Source organism: Citrobacter sp. Ce129 (assembly GCF_030334545.1).
Taxonomy (GTDB): Bacteria; Pseudomonadota; Gammaproteobacteria; order Enterobacterales; family Enterobacteriaceae; genus Citrobacter; species Citrobacter europaeus.
Map to the genome: position 1 here is coordinate 81,262 of NZ_JAOWDS010000074.1, position 26,176 is coordinate 107,437.

13 protein-coding genes are annotated in these 26,176 nt (G+C 51.4%); 8 read left to right on the forward strand and 5 right to left on the reverse strand.

Translation table 11 applies throughout. The features are described from left to right. Nucleotides 1-64: 64 nt before the first annotated feature. A complete protein-coding gene (locus tag OGV77_RS23145; protein ID WP_087051243.1) occupies nucleotides 65-9,157 on the forward strand; it encodes a retention module-containing protein in 9,093 nt (3,030 codons plus the stop codon). Between the two features lie 62 nt (nucleotides 9,158-9,219). After that, nucleotides 9,220-9,495 carry a hypothetical protein gene (locus tag OGV77_RS23150; protein ID WP_043017370.1) on the forward strand — a complete coding sequence of 92 codons (276 nt, stop codon included), beginning with the start codon at nucleotides 9,220-9,222 and terminating at the stop codon, nucleotides 9,493-9,495. An 83-nt stretch (nucleotides 9,496-9,578) separates the two neighbouring features. On the opposite strand, the gene OGV77_RS23155 is transcribed toward OGV77_RS23150, so the two are convergent. The 5 genes from OGV77_RS23155 to OGV77_RS23175 are packed head-to-tail and all read right to left on the reverse strand — an operon-like array spanning nucleotide 9,579 to nucleotide 16,212. Continuing rightward, the gene (locus OGV77_RS23155; protein WP_286502985.1) at nucleotides 9,579-11,513 is read right to left on the reverse strand and encodes a bifunctional diguanylate cyclase/phosphodiesterase; all 1,935 of its coding nucleotides are present in this window, start codon (nucleotides 11,511-11,513) and stop codon (nucleotides 9,579-9,581) included. A gap of 9 nt (nucleotides 11,514-11,522) precedes the next feature. Continuing rightward, nucleotides 11,523-12,161 (reverse strand): cysteine protease LapG, encoded by a 639-nt coding sequence (gene lapG / locus OGV77_RS23160; protein ID WP_051642767.1) that lies wholly within the window; start codon nucleotides 12,159-12,161, stop codon nucleotides 11,523-11,525. A 56-nt stretch (nucleotides 12,162-12,217) separates the two neighbouring features. Continuing rightward, the gene (locus tag OGV77_RS23165; RefSeq protein ID WP_231130620.1) at nucleotides 12,218-13,078 is read right to left on the reverse strand and encodes a transporter substrate-binding domain-containing protein; all 861 of its coding nucleotides are present in this window, start codon (nucleotides 13,076-13,078) and stop codon (nucleotides 12,218-12,220) included. A 16-nt stretch (nucleotides 13,079-13,094) separates the two neighbouring features. After that, the gene (locus OGV77_RS23170) at nucleotides 13,095-13,997 is read right to left on the reverse strand and encodes a transporter substrate-binding domain-containing protein (RefSeq protein WP_231130621.1); all 903 of its coding nucleotides are present in this window, start codon (nucleotides 13,995-13,997) and stop codon (nucleotides 13,095-13,097) included. Between the two features lie 22 nt (nucleotides 13,998-14,019). Beyond that, entirely contained in the window at nucleotides 14,020-16,212 is a 2,193-nt protein-coding gene (locus OGV77_RS23175; RefSeq protein WP_075145713.1) for a putative bifunctional diguanylate cyclase/phosphodiesterase, read from the reverse strand. A 611-nt stretch (nucleotides 16,213-16,823) separates the two neighbouring features. Between OGV77_RS23175 and OGV77_RS23180 the strand changes: the two genes are divergently transcribed. The 6 genes from OGV77_RS23180 to OGV77_RS23205 all read left to right on the forward strand — a co-directional run bounded on the left by OGV77_RS23180 (nucleotide 16,824) and on the right by OGV77_RS23205 (nucleotide 26,171). Then, the gene (locus OGV77_RS23180; protein WP_087051248.1) at nucleotides 16,824-19,016 is read left to right on the forward strand and encodes a sensor domain-containing phosphodiesterase; all 2,193 of its coding nucleotides are present in this window, start codon (nucleotides 16,824-16,826) and stop codon (nucleotides 19,014-19,016) included. A gap of 62 nt (nucleotides 19,017-19,078) precedes the next feature. After that, the gene (locus tag OGV77_RS23185; protein WP_087051249.1) at nucleotides 19,079-21,169 is read left to right on the forward strand and encodes a methyl-accepting chemotaxis protein; all 2,091 of its coding nucleotides are present in this window, start codon (nucleotides 19,079-19,081) and stop codon (nucleotides 21,167-21,169) included. Further along, nucleotides 21,166-22,233: a chemotaxis protein CheB gene (locus tag OGV77_RS23190; protein ID WP_043017363.1), complete on the forward strand. Its 1,068-nt coding sequence runs from the start codon at nucleotides 21,166-21,168 to the stop codon at nucleotides 22,231-22,233. The genes OGV77_RS23185 and OGV77_RS23190 overlap by 4 nt, the downstream gene beginning before the upstream one ends. Beyond that, nucleotides 22,230-23,642, forward strand: coding sequence for a CheR family methyltransferase (locus OGV77_RS23195; RefSeq protein WP_087051250.1), 1,413 nt, complete (start codon nucleotides 22,230-22,232; stop codon nucleotides 23,640-23,642). Before OGV77_RS23190 ends, OGV77_RS23195 begins: the two co-directional genes overlap by 4 nt. 11 nt (nucleotides 23,643-23,653) lie before the next feature. Then, nucleotides 23,654-25,786 (forward strand): hybrid sensor histidine kinase/response regulator, encoded by a 2,133-nt coding sequence (locus tag OGV77_RS23200; protein WP_087051251.1) that lies wholly within the window; start codon nucleotides 23,654-23,656, stop codon nucleotides 25,784-25,786. Nucleotides 25,787-25,808: 22 nt separating this feature from the next. Then, on the forward strand, nucleotides 25,809-26,171 hold the full coding sequence (locus OGV77_RS23205; RefSeq protein ID WP_087051252.1) for a response regulator: 363 nt from the start codon (nucleotides 25,809-25,811) through the stop codon (nucleotides 26,169-26,171). The last annotated feature ends 5 nt before the right edge of the window (nucleotides 26,172-26,176 follow it).

Here is a 26,176-nt window from a genome sequence, read left to right on the forward strand (position 1 = left end):
ATATTTGTTCGTTAATATATTAGCGAGTTTATAAAAATAATGATGATATTTAAGTGAGGTTACGGTGAGCAAATTACTCGGTGTGATCAAAGCAATCATTGGACAGGTTTACGTTGTTGATGCCAATGGCGCACAACGACAGGTTCATGAAGGCGACAGGGTATATAGCGGTGAAGAAATTGTGACCGGCGCCAGCGGCGCGGTAAGTGTCTCTTTACCAGACGGAAAAACGCTGGATATCGGGCGTAACAGCCACTGGGGCGAGCATGGGCTACAGGCCAGCCATAACCCGGAGAGTAGCGCCCAGGATATTGCCGCCGCACAAAAAGCCATTGCCGAAGGCGCTGATCCGACGCAGGTGCTGGAAGCCACCGCTGCAGGTAATGAAGCGCCGATAACATTAGAGGGCGGCGGAGGCGGTCATACTCTGGTGCAGCTTGAATTGACCGGGCAGGTGGTTGATCCGACAGCAGGTTTTAACACTCAAGGTCTCGGTAGTCCGGGCTGGGATATCAATCTGCCGATAGGAGGCGTGACCGCGGGCTCCGCGAATGTTTTCCCGCCAGAAGTGCAAATTACCGAGTTTGCCGGCAACGATGGTTTTATTAACAAAAGCGAATTTCACCAGACCCATTTAAGTGGCACCAGTAATCAAAATCACGTCACGCTTACCTTCAGCGATAGCCAAAAAAACACATTCACCGTAACTGTTCCGGTGAACAACGGGCACTGGAATATTGCTACCGATCTGGCAGGACTGGTACCTGGAAATGTAACAGTGGTGGCAATCGCGACCGATGTGACGGGACGGACGGCGGAAAGTTTTGACCATGCGCTGATTGATATTACTGGACCAAATATCAGCATTAGCGTTGAAAATGTCACGCCGGATAACCTCATAAACTTCGAAGAGTCACGCCAACCGCAAACGTTAATCCACGGGATTGTCGGCGGTGATGCAAGGCCTGGCGATCTCATTTCCTTACTGGTCGATGGCCGGGAATATACCGGCGTTGTTACCGACCCGGGAACAGGGACTCTGACTTATACCATCCCGGTGCTGACTCAGGGATTATTGAATGACCCGAATATTCACGCCACGTTAACCTCTGTCGACGATGCCGGAAACAGCACCACGGTTTCTACCGATCATCACGTCAACAACGATCTGTTTGCGCAAAATGCCGTGACCATTGAAACGGTGGCGAATGATGATGTCGTCAACGCCAATGAGTTTCGTATGCCGACCGTTATTTCAGGCGTTGCCAGCGGTGATGCGAAAGCGGGCGATCCGATAACGCTGACTATTCAGGGCAAAGCGTTTCACGGCACGGTTTTCGACGATCATGGTCAGCTACGCTATGAAATTGTGGTGCCTTCCGCAACCCTGAAGGAAGGTGCGAACGATGTGCAGGTGACGCTGGTCAGCCATGACGCTGTAGGTAATGAAGCCACCGCCGTAACGCATCGCACTGTGGTGCTGGATACTCAGTCACATAACGCGCTGACCATCGACAATGTGACCGACGATAACACCCTGAATCGTGTAGAGCTGTATATGCGTAATCAGGTGATTTCCGGCACAGTGAGTGGCGAAGACGCCAAAGTTGGCGACCCGCTGCAACTGGAGATTAACGGTCATCAGTACCACGCTCAGGTTATCTCCCTTGGCAATAACAGGCTGGGATACCGTGTTGCGGTGAGCTCATCTGACTTTGCAAATAACAGCACGCCGGTTGATGGTAACGTGGAAGTGAAGGTTACAGTCACCTCTCACGATGCGGCGGGCAACCTGGCGATTGCCACCGATACTCACAGCGTACACATTGATAATCTCGCGACTAATCAGGTCAACATTGGCGCGGTAGCGACGGACGATGTGGTCAACGCCATTGAAAACCGTATGACCACGCTGATTAGCGGCGTGGCGGGCGGTGATGCCAAAGCGGGCGACGCGGTTGCTGTTAGCGTGCAGGGGCTTAAATTTGCCGGAACGGTGGTCGATGATAACGGCCAGATGCGTTACGAAGTGGCATTACCGAAAGGGACGCTGCTGGAAGGTAAAAACGATGTGGTGGTGACCCTGGTCAGTCACGATGCGGCAGGTAACGAAGTAACGGCGATCGCGCACCGTACCATCATGCTGGACACTCAGGCGCACAACTCTCTGACAATTAATGATGTAGACAGCGATAACACCCTGAATCGGAGTGAGCTGTTCTCACGTAACCAGGTCATCTCCGGCTTCATCGGCAGCAATGAAGATGCTAAACCTGGCGATCCGGTTCAACTCGAAATTAACGGTCACCAGTACCGCGGGGAGGTTATCGATTTAGGCAACAATACGCTGGGCTACCGTATCACGGTAGACACTTCAGACTTTGCCAACAACAGCGTACCGATTGACGGTAATGTGGAAGTGAAGGTCACGGTTACCTCTCACGATGCGGCGGGTAACCTGGCGATCGCCACCGACACCCACAACGTGCACATTGATAACTTTGCCACCAACCAGGTCAGCATCGACGCGGTAGCGACGGATGACGTAGTCAACGCCATTGAAAACCGCATGGTAACGCTGATTAGCGGTGCAGCCGGCGGTGATGCCAGAGCAGGCGATGTGGTCACTGTTAGCATGTGTGGGCAAAACTATACCGGAACGGTCGTTAATGATAACGGCCAGTTGCGCTATGAAGTTGCACTGCCGAAGACGGCCTTGCTGGAAGGCAAAAATGAGGTGGCGGTAACGCTTGTCAGCCATGATGCGGTGGGGAATGAAGTTACCGCTCTGGCGCATCGCACCATCACGCTGGACACGCAGGCGCATAATACTGTCCGTATACATGACGTCACTGTAGATAATGCGTTGAATTATCAAGAGCTAACGGCGGCTAAACAGACGATTACCGGTTTTGTTGGCGGTGAAGATGCGAAGGTCAACGATCCGGTCCTACTGGAGATAAACGGCCATCAGTACAGCGGTAAGGTGATTGATTTTGGCCGCGGAAAACTGGGGTACAGCATCGATGTAGACTCGTCTGCATTCGCCGATAACAGCGGTCATGTGCTGACGAATGTGAAAATTACCGCAATGGTGACTTCTCATGACGCCGCGGGTAACCTGGCGATCGCGACCGATTCCCATAAAGTTCATATCGATAACTACGCGGAAAACACCCTCAAGATTGACGCAGTGGCGACGGACAATGTGGTCAACGCCAGTGAAAACCGGATGCCCACCATTATTAGTATCGTAGCCGGTGGCGATGCCCGGGAGGGGGATGCGGTAAAAATAAGCGTTCATGGGCAAGACTTTAACGGCACGGTGGTCAACGATAACGGTCAGCTACGCTATGAAGTGGTTCTGCCGCATGGAACCTTGCATGAAGGTAAGAATGCGGTAGTTGCGACCCTGTTGAGCCATGACGCGCTGGGCAACGCAGTGACCAGTGAGTCGCACCGGATTATCACGGTTGATACTCATGCGCAAAACGCTATCTCACTGGATAACATTGCCACGGACAATGTCATCAATTTCCAGGAACTGTCTGCGGCAACACAGCGCATTACCGGCATCGTCGATGGTGAAGATGCGAAAGTTGGCGATCCCATTCAACTGGACGTTAATGGTCATCAGTACGCAAGCCAGGTCATTGACCTTGGTAACGGGCATCTGGGTTACCGCATTGATGTTGACTCATCAGCCTTTGCGAACAATAGCGTCCATGTGTTAACGGATGTCGATGTGCATGTCACTGTCACCTCTCATGATGCGGCGGGTAACCTTGCCATCGCTACCGATAGCCATAAAATTCACATTGATAATTTTGCCAAAAACGAGGTAACGACTGATGTAGTGGCATCGGATGATGTGGTGAACGCCATTGAAAACCGCATGCCGACGCTGATTAGCGGTATCGCGAAAGGTCTGGATGCCAAAGCGGGTGACGTGGTGACTGTTCACGTGCAGGGACATAATCAGGACGTTAGCGGCACGGTGGTTAACGATCACGGCGTTCTGCGCTACGACGTGTTTGTTCCAACAGGTGTGTTGCAGGAAGGCAGCAACGACGTGATGGTGACGCTGGTCAGCCACGACGCTGCGGGCAATCAGGCGGTAGCGGTAGAGCATCGAACCGTTACGCTGGATACGCAAGCGCAAAGCACCGTCACTATTGATAGCGTCACTGATGACAACAACCTTAACCATCTTGAGCTGGATACGCCGATGCAGCTCATCAGCGGTAAGGTCGGCGGTGATGCGCAGGTTGGCGATGCGGTGATCGTAGAAATCAATCACCATACGTTTAACGGCAAGGTGATTGATCTCGGGGGCGGTCACTTAGGTTATCAGGTCCCGGTCGACTCAACGGCGTTCAGCGATAACAAAGGTAACCAGGATAAAAATGTGACCGTGAGCGTCACGGTTATCTCCCACGATGCGGTTAAAAATGAGGTCATTACCACCGCAACCCATGACGTCCATATTGATAACCATGCCGGGGCCAGAATTACCGTTGATACGGTAGCGGGCGATGACAAGCTCAACGGTGCAGAAGCCGCGAAACACCTCACTGAGGTGATGGGGACGGTTGGCGGCGGCGATGTGCATGTCGGGGATAAAGTTCAGGTTATCGTACATGGACATACCTACGAAACAACCGTTCAGCGACTCCCGGAGCATAACAATGCGCTGGGATATAAGCTGGACGTTCTGAGCCGCGATCTGGTCAAAGACCCGCATATCGTGGCCCGCGTAGTCGGCGAAGATAATGTGCATAATTTCCAGAAAGCGGAGATATCGCACGATCTGGTGGTTGATTTACATGCGAAAGCCATGCTGACGATTGATCCCGTTACTGGCGACAATATGATTAATGGCGATGAATCAAAACAGCCATTCACGTATGTAACCGGGAAAGTGGCTGGGGACGTTCATGTCAATGACGTTGTTTACCTTACCGTGAATGGTCACGTCCTGACGGGGAAAGTGAGTGACGTAGGAGGCGGGGTTCTCGGCTACAGCATTAAAGTCAGTACTGCCGACCTGATCTCCGATCCGCATTTAACCGCGACGGTCAGCACCACTGATGGCGCGGGCAACCCGGCTACGGCCAATGCAGAAACCACCGTTATTATCGATACCCGTGTAGATGCGCAGATAACCATTGACGCCGTGACGCCGGATAATACGCTGAACCTTGCCGAGCAAATGCATGGCTATACGATAGTGAGCGGCTCGGTGAGCGGTGAAGTTCATCCGGGCGATCCGTTCACCATGACCATCAATGGCCACAACTACTCTGGCGTGGTGGAAGATCGCGGCAATCAGCAGATGGGCTTCCACGTTCCCGTTGCCACGGCCGATCTGGTTGCCGATCCGCATATCGACGTCACCATGGATATCACGGACGATGCCCTGAACCATGCGCAAATTACAGCGCATCATACGGTTACGCTGGACGCTGAAGCGAAAGCCTCAATCACTATCGATCCGGTAACGGGCGATGATGTATTGAATCAGATTGAATTAGGGCAAACCACGACGATCGTCAGCGGTACGGTCGGGGGCGATGCTAAGGTGAATGATGTGGTGCACCTGAATATTGGTGGCCATACGGTTGATGCCACCGTGGTGAACCTGCCAAATCTGGGAACGTTGGGTTATTCCATTGATGTGGACACCCAGTGGCTGCAAAACGATCCGCATATTACTGCAACCATCACCACTACCGATGTGGCGCGTAATAACGCGACGGCAGATGCGCACAGTACCGTAGTCATTGACGATAAGATTGACGCGATTGTGCATATTGATCCGATTGTCACCGATAGCGGTGATGAGGTGATTAACCACGACGAAGCCCTGAAGCCGCAAACGACGGTTACGGGTACGGTGGGAGGCGATGTCAAAATCGGTGATACCGTTGAGTTGACCATCAATCATCAGATCTACTATGCGCAGGTGGAAGATCACAACGGCCAGCGTGTTTTCAGCACAAAGGTATCGACCCTGGATCTGCTTCTGGATCCGAATATCCATGCCGAAGTAACGGCAAAAGATGACGCAGGCAATATTGCACACGGGCACGATGACATGCCTGTGGTGGTTGATACCGTTGCCGATGCCGGGATAACGATTGACTCTGCGTTAAGCTGGCAAGGCATGGCGCTACCCGCTGGAGACCGCCCCGAATTTGTGACGGTAACAGGGCATGTTACCCCAGACGCGAAGCTTAATGATTTGGTTACAGTTGATGTGGGTAACAACACGCACCTGGAAACACATGTTATTACCCTCCCTGATGGGCAATTGGGTTACACGCTGGATATTCTTTTCCAGGACTGGAATAACAACGGCAATATCACCGTGTCCATCACCACCCATGATGATCATGGCAATACGGCGACAGCAGTAGAACATAAATTTATCGATCTTCCGTGGGTAACCAATACCTTTATTCCAGCCAATACTCCTTATGGTATGCACACCCCGTCGACAACAGGTACTGGCACCACACCGCCGCACCAACCGACCGTGCATCTCACCGTTGATAAAGTGGCGGGCGATGACGTTCTCAACCACGATGAAGCGCAAAAAGGAACCACGGCAATCCGAGGTCTGGTCACCGGCGACGTTCAGGCCGGGGACGATGTTATTGTCACCATCAATAATGTGCAGTACTCCGGGCACGTCATGACTATCCCGACGATGCCGGGGCAACTGGCATACGAAGTGGATGTGCCGACGAGTGAACTGCAGGCGCATCCAACGTTTGATGTCTCTGTTACGGCGGGGATTGCGACAGACTCGGTGCAGAAAACCATCACCATCGACACGGATAACCCGCTGCAGATAACGATGGATAAGATTGCCGGTGATGATGTTATCAATGCGGCGGAAGCGCAAAGCGGTAAAACCACCATCAGCGGTACGGTAAGCGGTGAAGGGATTCATGACGGGAGCGTGGTGAGCCTGCAGGTTAATGGCAATACGCTGACCGCGGTAGTACATGATGATAAACACGGTCACTGGGCCTGGTCGACGAAGGTCAGTATCAACGACCTGCATAATGATCCGGATGTTGTCGCGACGGTATTGGCGACGGATGCTCATGGCAATCAGGGCAGTGCCTCCGCCAGCAGCCATGTCGTGGTCGATCTGAGCGCTAATGCTGGCGTGACGATTGATAAAATTGCCGATGACAATGTGCTTAATGCGCAGGAGTCGCAGCAGCATAAGATGACCGTAACGGGGTCGGTCTCAGGAGATGTGCACCCGGGCGATAAGGTGACGCTGACGGTTAACGGCAACCCTTATGCGGCGACTGTCGATAATAATCATCACTACAGCGTGGATATCTACACCCAAGACCTGCTGGCCGACAGCGCCATTGTCGCCACCGTTTCAGGATATGACGATCACGGTAACGTGCAGCCAGCCAGTTTCACGCAGGGCTACTCGATTGATCAAACGGCAGGCGGCAGTGTGACCATCAACACCGTCGGCGGCGACGATATTATCAATGCTGATGAAGTGAAAGGCGGTAGCGTTGAGGTGAGTGGTACGGTGGATGGCGATGTGCATCTCGGTGATAAAGTTGCCATTCTCATCGATGGCGTCACGGTACATACGCGTGTTATTGAGCTGCCGCATATGAACGGACAGCTGGGCTACAAAGCGATGGTGAGCACGACTGGACTGCAAAACGACCCAACTATCCATGTGAGTGTGCAAGGACAGGATTCGGCGTTGAACCCAATGCATGCCGTGAACGACAAAACGGTCACTATCGACACGCAGCTGAATGCCGCCATCATACTGGATGACGTGACGACAGACGATGTGCTGAATGACCTGGAAACGCAGCAAGCGAAAACCATCATCAGCGGTCATGTGACGGGAGATGTAGACGTCGGCGATCAGGTGACTGTCACGGTTAACGGTAAAGATCTGGTTGCTGATGTGAAAGACAGCAGTGGTCAAAAAGTGTTTAGCGTCGAGGCCAGTACGGCCGACCTGCTTCACGATCAAAATATTACCGCTCATGTCATTGCCCACGATGATTCCGGCAACCATGGAAAAATCGATACCAGTAAGGCCATCACCATCGACAGGACCGCTGCGGGAACGATGGATATTGATAATGTCACCCAGGATAACGTTCTCAATCATCAGGAACTCCAGGGCGCGACGGTGAGGGTAACCGGGCATCTTGGCGGTGATGTGGATGTGTGGGATTCGATCAAATTAAACATTGGCGGTCAGGAATTTACCGGTTCGGTAGATACGCTGAGCAATGGCGATCGGGTTTATCACGTTGATGTGGACAGTCATGTCATGGAAGTGAACACCACATTTTCGGTGGAGGTCAAAGGCCATGATGCGCCGGGCAATCCGTATTCAAAGATAATGTCCCACAGCTATTCGGTTGATCAACAGGCAGACGCCACGCTTATCGTCGATAAAGTTACCGGGGATAACCATATCTCACGCGCGGAATCACAGCATACCGTCACGCATATTACCGGCAGCGTGAGCGGTGATGTGCATGATGGCGAGCATATTAAAGCGCTGGTAAATGGTCATCAGTACGATGCCATTCTTCATCAGGGCAATAATGGGCTGACCTATGACATTGAGGCCGATACCTCCGCATTCCGTGCAGGTCATAACCGCGTGAACGTATTGGTTGAGGCGCATGATGACCACGGCAATATTACGCCTTATACCCAAACGCTGAACGTGACGATGGACGATCCCACGCCAGTGAAAGGACATACGGTGGATAAAGGGAATCATGCTGCGATGCAACATGCGCTGCATAACCTGTTTGATGACAATGCATTGTCTCTGTCTTACGCGCCAGCAGCGACCGGGCACGGCCAGGCGACAGCCGTGCTCAGCGCTGACGATAAGGCGAAGGGCGTACTCGAAAAAGTCGATCTCAGCGATCTGGCGCGCGAACTGCATGAAGGCGTAGATATTGCGAAGTACATTCAAAGCGGCGGCGATCATCACTTGATCGCCAGTCCGGCAAAAGTGGCGCATGGAATAGATACCGCGCTGTCTGGTCCGGCAAGCAGCGATCTGCATTCTCCGAGCTACTCGTTAGATCACCTGATTGCTAAACCCGATCAAAACCACACCCACTAACGATTGCCTGCTGCCCTGCGTAAACAGGGCAGCAGCATCTTGCAAAATGAAAAGGCATTGATATGAATTCTGATTCATCTGCTGCAAACGTGCAGGCAGAAGGCGGGGCAAAAAGCCCGGAAAATGACAACCAGCAGGCTTTAGCGACGTTGCAAAAAAGCGACCTCGAGATGGTGCGCGTGCTAGACGATCTGATTTACCTGTTGATGCGTAAAGGCGTGATTGCCATTACCGATCTCCCGCCGATGGCGCAGGTTAAATTATTGAATCGTGCGAATGCGCGCCAGGAACTTGGCGGGTTAGAGCAACTGCTTGGCGGTGATGATCGTATTTTTTAGCTGACGCAGGCAGTGAGTTTGTTGGCCGGATAAGCGAAGCGCCATCCGGCAATATACAAGTGTCTCAAGACTGCCTGCTTTTATCACAGCGGTGCGGGTTCACCTAATAATTGGCCCATTGCGCCATCAATCCCTAACTCCTGCAATACCTTCAGTTCGCCTTGTGTTTCAACCCGTTCGGCAATGAGCGGCAAGTCAATACTGCGCGTGGCGCTGCATAATACTTCAATAAATAAACTCTTATCGTTTTCTTCATCAATATTGCGGATATAGCTGCTGTCGATTTTCAGGTAAGCAAGTCCCCACTGTGACAGATGGCCGATCATATCGAAACGACTACCGAAGTGTTGCAGACCCAGCGCGCAGCGGTGCTGACTGACGGCTTTAACAAATGCCGCCATTTGATGGGGGCCTGGCAACTGATTCTCATCGAGTTCCAGAATCAACTGACTGGCTAATTTCGGTGAATAGCGCAGTGGAGTGAGTAGGTCAGCAATGGCGGTCGCACTGGCGACAGAGCTCCCGGAGATACTCAATGCCAATTTTCCGGGCGCGGTTTTCAACTGATTCAACGTCAGTTTCAGCATCACTTTATCGAGGCGTTGGCTCCAGCCAAAGCGGTGGATCCACGGCAGGAATCGACCAGCGGTAAGGGTATTACCTTGTTCATCAATGATGCGCGACAGCACCTTGTAATGCAGAATTTTGTCCGGCTGGCGGCAATCGACCACCGGCTGATAAACCAACTGGAACTGCTGGTTTTCCAGCGCATGCTCCAGACGAACAAACCACAAATGCTGATCTTCTGTACTCGCAGGTACCTCTGCGGTGGGAACGACCTGATGATCGGTGCGCGTTTCGGCTTCTACCAGCAGGCGATCGGCCTGAATCAGCAATGACTGGGCGTTATCCCCGGCGCTAAACGGTACCATGCTGGTGTAGGCCACCGGCTGTTGGTCTGACATCCCGGTGGCGTAAAAGGCCGTCAGCTTTTGGCCGAGCGAATGGGACAAGTCCAGTATTTCACCGTGGGTCACGCCAGGACATAGCAGGGCAAACTCACCGCCGCGAATGCGGGCCAGCGTACTGTCGAGAGAGGCATATTTTTCTTTATGCGCGTTCAGCAGGTTGGCGATATTGAGCAACAGCTTATCGGTATGCGGCCCGCCAAAACGCTGATTCAGACCGCCCAAATCCTGAACGCGGACCAGCAACAGATATCCCGGCGCGGTATCGGCGTCGCTTAGCCGCGCCTGAAGCTGCATATCGAACGCCCGGCGGTTGGCAATTCCAGTCTGGCTGTCGAGATAAGCCTCATTGTGCAGACGTTCGCTGTAGATAGCTTGTTCTTCAAATAACGACTTGAGCTTCGCGGCCATCAAATTCATAGCGCCCACAACGCGGCGCAATTCTGGCGTTTTGGGCAACTCGTGGAGCGTCAGAAACTCGCGGCGGGTAATCGCTTCCGACTGCTTTGCCAGATAATTGAGCGGGCGTAGCAGCTTGCGCAGCAGTAGACTACCGGCGATTAAACAGGCGAGGCAGCAGGACAGCATCCACAACAGATTACCCAGGGTATTGTCCCACAGACGCTGTACGGCAAAGATAGGATCGCTGGTCACTTCAACCCGTGCAGCCTGCTGCCAGCCGCGCATAATCGTTGCCTCACCGGTTTGCGGAGTGACATCCACCAGATCAACGAACCAGCCGGGGACGTCGGGAATAGATGCCGCAGCGCTGCGCTCAAGCATCATTTTGCCGTTTGCCAGGTCGACGATGCGGATTTTTTTGTAGTAACCGCTATCGAAAATAGAGCTCACCATCAGCTCGATCATTGCCGGGTCGTTGACGTTGGGCGTCAGCGAAACGCCCAGCGCCGTTGCCGCATCCTGGGCATGTGAAAGAAGTTGGTTATTGGACTGATTGCGGGAACTCTCCAGCGTCACAATAAAATTGCCGCAGAATACAACCATCATAAAGAGAGAGATTGCCAGAAGTAACTGTTTAAAAAGAGACACGGGCGATTCCTATTTATCCATCGGGAAGCCTTCTTCCCGCATTTTGGTGAAAACTTGCTGCCAGCGAGAAAGCCTCTTGCTATCCCCAACACGTTTATTGTTCTGATTGCCGGGAAGCCAAAGGCCGGTGTTGTTAAAGGAGTAGACGGGTAATAAGTCCATGCGCTGCGTAGCAGGTGAAATAGTGCTGGTCAGGCTGTCGAGCACCAGAGGAATCGCCTCAGGGGTGGCGTACCAGGTCAGCACCATGTGCGCGCGGTTTAAACGCAGGGCTTTAACGTAAGTGATGCGTAGCTTGTCTTCGGAGACGCCCAACTGGCGGAGGGTGAAATATTTGGCGATCGCGTAGTCTTCACAATCCGCTTCACCTTTGCGTAGCGACTCAATGGGAGTGGCCCAGTAATCCACGCTGTGCCAGACATCAATGTCTTCGGTATAACGGATTTTATCGTTAAAGAATTGATTTACGGCGCGTAATTGCGTTTGCTCGTCGGCACTGCGCAACGTAAGCAAAAGCTGTTGCCAGGCGCGGATCCGTTGTTGCGCCTCTGGCGTTGCCGGGCCGTAAAGCGCATCAGACTTCTGCTGAATACTGGCGAAATCCCAGGCCGCACGAAGCGAATGGACCGATAGCAGCAACAGCAGCATCCCGGGGATTTTCCACAGGCGAAGCAGGCGCTGGCGTAAGCTGTTGCTGATAATGTTCAATGGTTATGCTGGCAACTGTCTGGCGATGGATTTTTCATCTTTTCGCAGGTCCAGGGAGACAACCACTTTTTGCGTAATTGCACATTGGTCGGCGAGGCAAAAAAGTCCTTCAGCGTACTGTTAACAAACGTCACAAACTGCGGATCGTTTTTCCTCATCATAATGGCATAGTGCATATCGTTACCGATGCTTTGTGCTGAAACGCTGAACAGTTCGGGTTGCTCGCTATGATTAATCAGCGGCCAGGCGAGAATATCATCAACAAAGAACGCGGCGGATTCATTATGCGCCATCTTCTCAAATGCACCCTTTATGGTAGTGCTGGTAATCGTTGAAATATTAAGATGTTGCTCTCTGTTTGCTTTATTAAATTCCAGCAAATCTTTTGAGCTTCCGGTCAGACTCACCGTGCGTCCTTTAAGATCGGCAATTGACTGGATATTATTTTTACGCAAAGAGATGATGCGCATCTTTGCGGTGTAATAGTTGTCAGAAAACGACACGCTGGAGGTTCGCTCCGGCGCATTGGTATTTACGCCACAGTCCATATCTATTTTACGCGTGTTTAATGCGGAGAAGCGTTCGGCAAAATTCACGGGAATATAATGAATGGTTAATTTGTTGAGCTTCAGATACTGGCGTAACTTATCGGCAATCATGTTACATACCGCGATGGTATACCCCGTGACCTTGCCACTGTTGTCTGTAAAAGAGAACGGCGGCAGCTGGCGATAACCCACGTTTAGCACGCTGCTGTTCTGAATGTGGTCGAGCGTCGCAGCGTTCTGTTGCGCCATCAGCGCGGGGGAAATGACGATGCCTGCCAGTAACAACAGCCATTGCACCGTGCGCTTCATCCTTGTCATCTCACGATTAATTATATTTTTCATAATCAAAACTGATCTTCTTTTTAGCTGCGGTTAATGCTTTCAGGTTGTCTGACATGGGGATGTTTAAATTAATAGCTTGCGGGGCAATGGGAGACAGAAACCATTTATTGTACAGCGCAGTAAATTCGTTGCTGGTCATCAGGGAAGAAAGCGTGGCATCAACGAATTCTTTAAATTCTTTATCGTGTAACGGCAGTAACAAGCCTGCCGGTAGTGGAGCACTAAGCGCAATGTTGGAAAGTTTATAGTCTTCAGGGTTAGGTGTTTGCGCAATCATCCCTTTCAGTAAAACGGTGCTGGAGATCAGCGCAGAATACTCGCCGTTCTTCAGTTCATTGAAGGCTGTAATGTTATTGGTATCGAGCTGAATATTAATATCCAGGTCATTAGCAGCATTCACTTTTTGCAGTTGTTCAACGTAAATCGTACCACTTTTTACCAGCACGCTATGTCCCGAAAGTTCTGCCAGACTGTCATTACTTTCATTTTTACGCATCACAAAGCGGGTGCTTGAAAAGTAAAACGGCAGTGAAAATTCGCTAATAGTGTGGCGACTTTTCGAATAAAAGGCAGGTATACACATGATGTCTGCCATGTGGTTTTTAATCAGTACAAACTGCGATGCTGAATTGGCTTTTACCCACTTTACATTCAGCTTTTTAAGCTGAAGTTTTGTCTTGAGCGCGCTGACGATACTGTTGCAGATATCGATAGAGTAACCCGCAGGGCGGTTGCCGTTCTGCCAGGAAAAAGGAAACGCATCATCCTGATAACCAAGGGTAATGGTTTTTGTAGTCGCGATCTGCTCCAGCGTGTGCAGTTGCAACTGAGTTCCCGCTAAGCATGGCGTAGCCCCAATCATCAGCAGGGCAACCGCCATCAGCATGCGTTTTGCCAGGCGCAAGATGTCAGACATGGCACAGTCCTTCTTCACTGACCTCTGCGGCAAACGCGGCAAGTACCTCACGTTCACGCAGCGGATAGCTAAAGAAATAGCCCTGTACATTCTGGCATTCAATGGCGCGCAAAATGTCGCGCTGCTGTGCGGTTTCCACCCCTTCAGCGGTAACCGACATATTGTATTTATGGGCAAACTGAATCAGCATCACAATCAAATACTGGCTGGCATTATCCTGCTGGAGCTTATCGACCAACGTGCGCGCGATCTTGATACGCGTGAAGGGATAGATCAGCAGATAGTCCAGCGCCGCGTAGCCGGTTCCTAAATCGTCCATCGCGATTTCGATACCCAGAGAACGGATCTCTTTCAGTACGGGTAAGGCGATCGATTTATCCAGTTTTTCTGATTCGGTGATTTCTATTTCCAGGCGTTCCGCTGAGATCTGGCTGATGCGTAACGCATCTTTAATCACGTCAACCAGTCCGGGGCTGTGCAACTGGTAGGCCGAGATATTAACGGCAACTCTGACATGCTCTGGCCATTTGGCTGCGGCTTCGCAGGACTGGCGAATAATCCATTCGCCTAAACGCACAATCAGGCCGGAGCTTTCGGCGATATTGATAAAATAATCGGGATAAATCAGTCCCTTAGTGGGGTGATTCCAGCGGATCAGCGATTCGTAGCCATAAACGCTTTCATCTTGCAGATTAATAATCGGCTGGTAATGAAGTTCGAACTCCTTGTTATCAATACCATCGATAATTTCCTGATTAATGAACAGGCTGTGGGTTTGCATCATCACCATGCCGTCTTCGAAGAAGTGGTAGCAACCCCGGCCATGATGCTTAGACGCGTACATGGCAAGGTCGGCATTGATCATGAGCGTTGAGGTAGTATTCCCCTGCCTGGGCGCGGTGGTAATACCGATGCTACAGCTGATAGAAAAAGTATGAGAACTCCAGGTAAACGGGGTGCTCAGCGCGCGGATGATACGCTTCGCCAGCCGATTCGCTTCTTTGATGGCGTTGTCGTCGACATGTTGCAGGATGGCGAATTCATCACCGCCCAGACGCGCCGCAATATCGTTGGGACCCAGCAATAACTGCAGACGTTGGGCAACGCTGATTAACAGTTCATCGCCCGCTTTATGGCCGAAGGTGTCGTTCACCGGCTTGAAGTTGTCGAGGTCAATCAACAGCAGATTGAACGCTCTGTCCTCCAGATGCAGTTCACTAACGCGCTTATCCAACGCCTGGCCGAACGAAACGCGGTTGGGTAATCCGGTGAGTGAATCATGATGGGCCATATGCTCCATCTTCTGCGACATTTCATGCATGCGTTGCAGATAGCCACGCTCTTTCATCGCGACGCGCAGTTTTTCAATGGCCCCGGCCAGATGCCCAATTTCGTCGTCCTGATCAAGATAGGGGGTTATGCAATCCGTCTCTTCATGGGCGATGCGGGTGAGGGAGTTTATCAGCAGCGGAACAGGACGGAACAGGCGGCGCATAAACATTGTGACCAGGGCCAGCGTCACCAGTAAAATCAGAACAAAAATGATACTGCTCTTTTTAAGCATCGCGTCGTAGGTGGCATACAACTCGCTTTTTTTACCGATGCTGCTTATCAGGCTCCCGAGGATCTCACCAGAAGGCGTCAAAATAGGTACGGCGCTGATAAAGCACTCTTCGCCATTAATCTGGGCGAAACCAACATAGTAATTGACCAGCACATCGCGCGGCAGGCGGCCTGAGAAGGAGATAATCCCTTCGCCATCTTCTGATTTGTTATTGATGCCAACGAAGCCTTTCTCCGGCGTATAGAGAAACAGCCAGGTGGGGCTGTGCGTCTGAACTGACGCCAGCGCCAGGACGTCTACCGGGTTATAACCGGTTTGCAGGATGGAGTCGGTATCGCCAATCTGTCTGTCGGAGACGATGCGGGATATCTGCCCCGCATCGCTGGTCTCAACCGAAACGGTGGTATACACGCTACGGATGATGTAGGTCATAATCTGCGCATTTGCTTCAGCTCGCTGTACCCACTGCTGATAAGAAAAGTTGTCTATCAGGCTCCAGTTAGTAAAGGCGCCAGCGCTAAAAGCAATAACGATACCCGCCAGCAAGAACTGCGTTATTTTGCCAGTGATGGAATGTTGCCACCCTTTTATTGCTTTAAGGGAAAACAGAGACTTTGCCACGGATTATGTTAATTCCTGAAAAGATTACGCGATACTAAATTTAATTTCTGTTATTACTTAATGGAATATTATTGTTGCAAACAAGTAGATGAAAGAGGTGAAACGTAATGACGTAACAAATAAATAACATTGAACCATGGTGAGTAATGACAAAAATACGGTATGCGAATATAGATAACGCTGCTCTTTTCGTCAACAGGCAAAAGTGTGCATAAAAATACATTTTTCGTTATGCCCTCGACAACATATTAATGTTGACATTAATGCTGTCCGCGAAGCTTTTTTGTGCACACTGGTTGGAGGTGCTAATGGCTTATCACTGGAGTTCTTGTTTTTTTACGTGGCATCAATGAATTAGCTTTTATTTTATCAGGGAAGGACGTGGCATTATCCCTGCGGGATGTCCATTTTTGTCTATAAATGGGTATTTATTTCCTGATTTGATATGAATAAGATGCTCACTTCAATATAGAACCTTATTTTATTTTCTCAGTGCGCGGTCAATGTTGACAATTTTGCTATGGTGCATCGACTGACCCAAAAGGATTTGTTTGTGACATTCGAGTCTGGATTAAAGTCCTATTGGTATAGTGCATAGCGGATAAATTGATTTGGACGCAATAATAAATACAAACACGGTAAAAAACATTCGGGAATGGTGTCTGCCACTTGCGTTACCTGGCCTTTTTTACCCGCTGGCACAATATCTTAACGGTTACAGTATTATCAATAATACTATTTTAACAGTTTACGATCTCAAACTGGCCGTATTTTCTGCCGCATTAGTCTTGTTTGGTTTTCGGGTGATACCGGGATTTGTTCTGTTCCTTATCGTCATGTTTGCGATCGGCCCGCAAAACCAACGGGTAGATGCGTTGTGCCTGATCTTAGCTGCAACTTTAAGCTACGCCGCTTACCGCAGAGTCACGGGCAGACGCAGTTGCGTTAGCTTTGGTCGTATCAAAATCAGCCTTAATCGTCTGGTCTGGCTGTGTGGCTATAACGTCCTGCTGTATCTGGTGCTGGGTAAACTTTTTGCGATGATTGTCACCCATGGCCAACGACCAGATGTGGATAACTTTCCGGCGTTAAGTCTGGGTATGCTGGTACGCGTTCAGGGGAGCATCAACGGCTGTCTGACGGGTATCCCTTTATTTTACAAAATTTATCGAATCATCCGTCGACCATCTTTCCTGCTGACTTTCTGGCGGGCAATTGCTGCACAATGTAAAGGCAATATCAGCGCCTTTGGCGCTATTTCATGGTGCGCCTTACTCTTTTTGTTGATGTTCTTTTTAACATCACCGGACAATCTGAACGTCTTTTTCTCTCTCTATAGCCTGATCTTGCTGTTCCCGTTAATGCTGTGGGGATCCATTAAAATTGGTCATTTGTTCACCATGCTGGTGTGGACCATCGTGGTGATCATTTTAGGCAAACATAACGACAGTTATATCGCCAGCGATGTGGACTTCATTCAGCATCAGGCGCTGGTTTCAACGTTGATCTTTGTCTTTACGCTTACCATCGTGATCATGGGAGTGCTGGCCAAATTTACCCGCCAGCGATTTAACCAGGCGCTTCTGCTCGGCCTGACCGATCCGATGACGGGTATGGCGAATCTGCGTGCGCTGAAGACGGAGCTGTTTACGACTGAGCACGCGACGGTGTGCCTGATACAAATTCCGGAGCTGGAGCTGTTTTCGCGCCGCTATGGCTTTCATTTTCGCGCCCGCTATCAGAAGATCCTCGCCGACCATCTGCGCCAACACCTGGTTAAAAGCGAGAAAGTCTATTACCACGCGGGTTACGATCTGCTGATTCGGCTTGAAAATAGTACCTGGGAACGGCTATGCGACTTGTACCAGGCGGCCAATAGTTTTCGGCTTTTTTACAATAACCATCGGCTGGGTTTTCGCAGCGGTTTGGGCTATTGCCTGATTAACGATCTCAGTGATGACATTTATCAGTTGGTGGGGAAGCTGGGCATGGTGGCGGGTTTATCGCTGACCAACGGCAGGCCGGAAAACATTGAGGCGCAGCATAGCCGGATCCTCGGCAACCACATTGTCGATAAAACGGAAATTCGCACCGCGCTGCAAAATGCGCTGGATAACAACACGTTTGTGCTGATGGCGCAGCCAATCGTCAGTACCAATGGTGAAGCGCCGTATCATGAAATATTGATCCGCATGCTCAACGAACGGGGGGAATTTATTCCTCCGAACAGCTTTCTGCCGGTTGCTCATGATGCGGGGCTGGCGCCTGATATCGATCTCTGGGTTATCGAAAATACCCTGAAATTTATGCGTAACCATCCGCAGCGCTGTTTTTCCATCAACCTGGCGCCGGTGACGGTATGTCGCTCCAATATTATCGCGAAGCTCACCCAGCTCCTGCACGATTACGCGGTCGAGCCGCAGCGGATTATTTTTGAGATAACGGAAGCCGATACGCTTTCAGACAAAGAGCAAACCGTGGAAACGCTTCGTTTAATACGCCAACTGGGATGTCGGGTAGCCATTGATGACTTTGGTACCGGGTTTGCCAGTCATGCCCGCCTGATGAATATCGAAGCAGACATTCTGAAGATCGATGGCTCTTTTATTCGACGGATCACCGAAAGTGAAATCAGCTATTACATCGTCGAGTCATTCTGCCGCGTTGCCGAAATGAAAAATATGCAGGTTGTCGCCGAGTTTGTTGAAAACGCTACGATTCAGGCGTGTCTGGAAAAAATGGATGTGGGGTGGTTACAGGGATATCACATTGGCAAGCCTACGCCGCTGCTTTCGCTGGAATAAGCAGAGCGCGAACTTCTTATGACCAAAAAGAGTCATTTCTTCTCAGGTAGAGAATAAAAAATATGAGTGACATTATTAAAGTGAAAAATCGAACGGCGGGTGCCAGCGGTGTGGGGCCGCGCGTTCGGGTGCTATCCTGGCTACACAATATCCATCCCGGTGTAGCGATGAAGCTCGGCATGATTCTGGTGGTTTGTATCGCAACATTGCTGATTGGCGCCTCTTTTATATTATCGTCTTATCTTTCCAGACAACTGCAGGTCAATGCGCTGGAGATGATTAAGACCAACACGCGTATATTCCACAACAGCATATCTAACGAATTCCAGCGAGTGACACGCGATGCGGAGCATTACAGCAATGTTTATATCAACAACTACCAAAACGTTGCTAATAAACCGCTGCGTTACATGGACTCTACTGAATTAAAAGCGGTCCTGAGTAACCCGAACACCAACGCGCATTTCACCGAACTAACCAGCGTATTTGCCAGCACGTTTATTTTGCAAGGCGAGCAGTTTGTGCGCGTTAGTAGCACCTTGCTGGCAAGTTCAGGCAATACGGCAACCGCAACGGCGTTGGGGCGCGACAACCCGGCATTACCGTTACTTTTGAAGAACAAACCTTTTTCCGGCGTAGTGACGCTATTTGGTAAGCAGTTTATTAGTCACTATGAACCGATTGCCGATAAATATGGCCAGGTGGTTGGGGCGGTTGCGGTAGGTTTTGACGTCAAACAAAGTCTGCAACCGATTATTCAGCGTTTGCTGAATGTGCATATTGGCAAAGATGGCTATGCCTACGTACTGGATGCCGGATTTGAACCGGGTCGGATGTTGGTCCATCCCTCATTGAACAACCAGCAGGTCATTAATATTACTGATGCCAATGGTTTTAAGCTATTTGCCGATATGCTCGAACATAAAAATGGCATCACCTATTACAACTGGGTGAGCGGTTATGGCGCATTGCCGAAAACCAAAGTCGCCGTTTATGAATACGTTGAAGGGATTAACTGGATAATCGCAACGACCAACTACGTTGACGATGTCGCCAAAAGCAGCAATCTGGTGCGTAACGGTCTGCTGTTATTCACGGCGCTGCTGCTGCCCATCATTTTATTGCTGATTGCCGTTGCCAGCCGCTTCCTGATTTCCCGGCGCTTAAACCGCGTATTGGGGATTGCGCAGAGTATCGCTGAAGGCGACTTAACGGTGGATGTGCAGGTCGATCATCACGATGAGATTGGCGAGTTGCTGAGCGCGGTAGAAACGATGCGCCAGCGTTTGCACTCGCTGGTCGGTGGTATGGTTTCTCATGCGAATTCGGTGCATCAGGCGTCGCTGCACATCACCGAGGCGGTAGATGGTCAGGCGTCAACCAGCGTGGAAACCTCTTCTTCGGTGGCTGAAATTACCTCCACCATGGAGGAACTGTCAGCGTCTTCCACGCAAATTGCTGAACATTCGCGGGCGGTTGTGGATATCGCCAATCAGACCCTTGATGATTGCAATAAAGGTTCAGAATCGATGTCGCAGTTGCTGATGCGCATGACGGATATTGACACCGACAATCAGCAAAACATGCGTGAAATCATGATGCTCGGCAATAAGTCGACGGAAATCAGTCGGGTGATGGTGATCATTAACAGCGTCGCGGATCAAACGAAACTGATCGCCTTTAACGCCGCGCTGGAAGCGGCCAGCGCCGGGGAAGCCGGTAAGCGTTTCTCGGTGGTGGCAGCTGAAATCCGCCGTCTGGCCGACTCGGTAACGGAATCGACGGTTGAGATTGAGAATAAGATCAGCGAGATCCAAAACGCAATCAATCGCCTGGTGCTGAACGCCGAAAAAGGCGGCGAGAGCATCAAAGCGGGCGCCAGAGCGTGCAAAGTCAGCGCCGAGCATCTGAATGATATCGTTGTGACTGCAGAGCAAACCTCGACGGCGGCGCTGCAAATATCCCTGTCTACCCAGCAGCAGAAAACAGCAAGTAATCAGGTGGTTATGGCGCTGCGAGAGATTGTCGTTGCCAGTAACTATACCTCGCAGTCCATCAAAGACATTCTGGTTGTCAGCCAGGACATGACGCAGTTGTCGAAAGCGCTGAAAGAGGCGTCGTCCTCATTCACTCTGACGGAAGCAGAAGCATGAATAGCGGCAACATTCGGGTGCTGATCCTCGACCTGGGCAGCGCGTCGCGTAATGAGCTGGTCAGGCAACTGGAGGATCACCCGCATATTAAGGTAGTGGGGCAAGCAGCCCATCGCCGGCTGGCGATTCGGTTGTTGCAACAGCTGATGCCCGATCTGCTGATTCTGACGCTGGATACCTCAAGCGCCGATAACGTCGAGGTTGTCGAAACGATTATGGCAACCAGCGCCATCCCCATTTTGGTCATGAGATTTTGCCCAGAAAAACAATGGGATGATGATTACATTTCACGCGGTGCGCTGGCGGTGCTGCATCATAGCAGTGATTTCCCGCTATCAACGGACGCCCTGCATCGCAAAGTAGAATTGCTGGTTGGCGTGAAAGTTATTCGTCATATCAAGGGATTACGCCATCCTGGTGAACCGGTGATGCCAACTGCACGACCGACAACGGATGCCGCACAGTCGCCGCAGGACTGGCCTTTTGTGCTGGCGATTGCCTGCTCGACGGGCGGGCCGCAGGCGCTGAGTAAGCTATTGCAGGAACTCCCCGGTACGTTCCCGTGTCCGGTGCTAATCGCCCAGCATATAGCTGATGGTTTCGCAAAAGATATGGTGCGCTGGCTGGACAGCGTGACCGAGCTGAAGGTACGACTGGCGCAGGAAGACGATCGGGTACAGGCTGGGTATGTATATATATTACCGCCGGAGCAGCATCTGATCGTCAAAAACAACCAGCGTCTGGCGGCGATCCCCAGACAGGAAAGTGACGTTTACCATCCCAGTTGCAATCTGTTACTGGAGTCGGTGGCTGAAGTGTTTCGCGAAAAAGCCGTCGGACTGATCATGACGGGGATGGGCAGCGATGGCTGTCGCGGCATCGAGCTTATTTTCCGGCGAGGCGGCAGAACGCTGGCGCAGGACGAAGAGAGTTCGGTGGTATTTGGTATGAATAAGAACGCGATCGACAAGCAGCTGATACACCGCACGATCCCACTGGATGGCCTTGCCAAAGTGTTGCTTGCAATGGCGTGTCACGGGCGCTTTGAGAGTAAATTGCCATGATCCCCAATCTTCCTGATTATGCCCGTCTGATCAAAGAACGGGTCGGTTTACACTTCGATAACGCCATGGAAGCACTGCTGAAAACGGCGCTGAGTCGACGAATGGCTGAGCGAAAAATCAGTGATTACTATGAATACTACGAGCAACTGCGTATCTCGCAGAACGAGTTTGATAGCTTCATTACGTTGATTACGATTAACGAAACCTATTTTTTCCGTGAAAGCGATACGCTGGATTTAATCTGTGACAAGTGGATCCCACGTCTGCTGCAACAGCGTAGCGGCCCGGTGCGTATTCTGAGTGCCGGATGCTCCTCGGGGGAAGAAGCCTACTCGCTGGCTATCAAGCTGCATGAGAAATTCCTCGGCGCGATGGCGCAGCGTATTGAAATTTACGGCTGTGATATTGACCCGGCAATCCTCGCAAAAGCCCGTAACGCCTGCTATTCAAGCTACTCGTTTCGCGGCGTCGACCCGAGTATTCAGCAACGTTACTTTACCCGCTCGGGAAACCTCTACCGGCTGCATGATGAGATTCGTGAGAAAGTCTCCTTTCATCGCACCAACATTATAAAAGAGCAGTTGCTGCCGGAAGTGGACATCATTTTGCTGCGCAACGTGTCCATCTATTTCGACACGCCAACGCGTCGTGAACTGCACGGTAATTTATTGAAGATGTTACAGCCGCAGGGGGCCTTATTTTTTGGCAATGCAGAAACGCTGGCCAACAATTTCGACATTCTAAAACTGGAGCAGGAAGAGGGCATTTTCTATTTTTGTCACCATCGCGAAGCGGCGAAGGTCGCGCCCGTGCCCCGAGCTGCATTGCGCGTTGCACCGCCGAGAACGGTGGTTGAACAGGACGCTTCTGCGCCAACGGTGCAGCAGAATAATGACTGGCTGAAGAAAGCACGCGCCTGTCTCGATGAGAAATGTTTTTCTGAAGCCGAAAAGTGTATCGCCTGCGTATTACGCGACGATCCCCGTAATCAGGATGCGCTGCTGATCCAGGGGGTGATAGCCCTTGAGCAACGTGAATTTTCTCAGACAGCCGGCAACGCGCAGCAGATCCTCGCGCAGGATGAGTGGTCGGCAGAGGCCAAAATGCTGCTCGGCCTGGCGATGATGTGGCAACACCAGACGCAGCAGGCTATCGCCTGGTTCAAACAGGTGGTTTATCAGGAACCGGGCTACTGGCCGGCACACTATTACCTGGCCGAAATGTACCGACAAAGCGAGCTGCGCCAGCCCGCACAACGGACTTATCGCGTGGTAATGCAGTTACTGAATGCTGAAATGAACAATCCATCATCGGTTTGTCGTCTGCGTTTGCCGATCGTTTTTCCAGGCCATACGTTTCGTTTCCTGTGTGAACATCAACTGGCGCAATTCGCCCACCAAAGTGGCTAATAAGAGCGATTATGGCTATCTGTCTAAAAAAATTCGTTCTGCGCTTTATTGATGAAGGGAGAGGTCATTTGCAGACGATCAGCGAAGGGGCGTTTCTCCTCTCCGCTGATGAGCATACGCAAGCCTGGATAGGCGAGATGTTTCGCGCTGCGCATACCCTGAAAGGGGGCGCGCGGATGCTGAAACTGCAAAGTATCGCCGATGTCACTCATCATCTTGAGGATGTATTGAGTGAGCTGCGTGATAACAAACTGACGCCGGACAGGGCGCTGGGCAATCTGATTCATGAGTCCGTGGAGTATCTCTCCGGCCAGTTGACGCAGCTTTTTGTCAGCGAAGGGGATAATCAGTTGCCACCGGCGGACGCCGGGCTGTGCGAACGCCTTGCCCGCGCCAGCCGGGGAGAGGCTGTCACGCTGGCGGTCGAAGGTGCAGGGACAACGGAAAAAGCAGGCACCCCAACGCCTGCGGCGGCAGCCAGCATGGATTCCGGCATTAAGCAGGCCGATTTCGTGCGGGTAAAGCTGAATAAGCTCGATGGCCTGATCGACATCCTGGGGGAAGTTCTCGCCGGGCATGACCGCCTTGAGCAACAGATCCAAAATCTGAGTCAACTGGTCCCGCGACTGCCAGGCCTGAGCGCCGAACAGCTTCGCCAGCAGATCCACGATTTCAGCGCGCAGTTGAAAGAGAGCGTCCAGCTCCAGCATTTGCAAATGTTTGAACTGTACGACGTGGCGGCACGGATCCGCATGCTGCCGCTTTCAACGTTGTTTGAACCGATTTCGCTGCAGGTCAGTGAGCTGGCTTCCACGCTGAATAAGCAGGTGGTATGCCGCTTTGTCGGCGGAGAAGTGGAAATCGATCGTCAGCTGATTGACCGCTTATCGGAGTCGCTGACGCATTTACTGCGTAACGCCGTCGATCACGGGATTGGCGAGATCGATGAACGTCTGGCGCTCGGTAAATCCACGCGTGGCACCATTACCATCACTACCCAACAGGACGGCAGTGGGATACTACTGCGTATCGAAGATGACGGTCGCGGTCTGAACTATGAGGCCATCAGCGCGAAGGCGGTCAGTAAAGGTCTGGTTCCTGCTTCCATGGCCGGGCAGCTCTCCGAGCAGGAGTGTAATGAGCTAATTTTTCATCCTGGTTTTTCTACCAGCAAGATAGTCTCCGAGCTTTCCGGCCGCGGCGTGGGCCTTGATGTGGTGCGCAAAACGGTGGTGACCGATCTGCAAGGAGATTTGCAGGTTTATAGCCGTGCGGGCGTCGGAACCAGCTTTAGTCTGCGTCTGCCTGTTTCGCTAACGATGATGCGCATTCTGCAATTTGAAGAGCAGGGACACCTGTTCGGACTGGCCGCGCAGTATGTGGTCGAGGTGGTGGAGTGCACGGCGCAGGGAATTAGCGATATTGCCGGGCGACCCGCCATTATTTTGCATAACGAGTTTATCCCGGTGGTCTGCACAGGCGCCTTGCTGGGTATTAATGAGCGTCAGGGAAGTTCTCCACCGGCTGGGCAGCGGTTAATCGTGGTGCAAAACCAGTTTAGCAAAATGGCGCTGCGGGTGGATAAGCTGCTCGATGAACGCAAGATGATGATCAAACCGTTACCGAAGCATATGCAGCAGCAGTCGCTGGTTTCCGGGATGGTACAAACGCCGGAAAACCAATTGGTCAGCATTCTGCAAGTCCCCGCGCTGATGGCGATGGCGCAGCAATCGCGACAAACCACGGCACCCGCACCGGCGGCAAACGTTACGCCGGATGCCTGGCACGTGCTGGTGGTTGACGACTCCCTCAATACCCGCGAGATAGAAAAGAATGTGCTGGAAGCGCACGGTTATCAGGTCACGCTGGCAGAAGACGGATTGTCTGGACTGCAAAAAGCGAAACTGACCCAGTTTGATGCCGTACTGACGGATGTCGAGATGCCGTTTATGGATGGTTTCACCTTCACCAAATCCTTGCGAGGAGAGAAAAATTATCAGCACACGCCAATCATCATCGTGACGTCCCGCGCAAAGGAAGAGGACCGGCGGCGAGGGATTCAGGTGGGGGCGGATGCCTACATCGCCAAAGGCGATTTCGAGCAGGACAGTTTGATAAAAACATTAAAAATGCTTTTGTGCTGATGGCGCAAAATCGAGAGAGAAGATGCGAATTTTATTAGTTGATGATGATCTTTTTGCGGCCGAACTGGCGTCTATTTTTTTGCAAATGGATGGCTACGATGTGGTGATTGTGGAAAGCGCGATTTCCGCCTTAGCAAGCCTGGACTCGGACAACAATATCGACCTGGTGATTAGCGATCTGCATATGCCAGAGATTAGCGGACTGGATTTACTGGCGTTGTTACGCGCTCAGCACTGGTCCAAACCTTTTATTTTACTGAGTGCCAATGAAGTGACGGTCAGCGACGTTGCGTACGACCGTTGGGTTAAAAAAGATGAAAACCTTGCGGAAAATCTGGGGGCTGCGGTGAACGCGCTACTGCAGCCACCTGCGGTTACGAAATAAGCCTG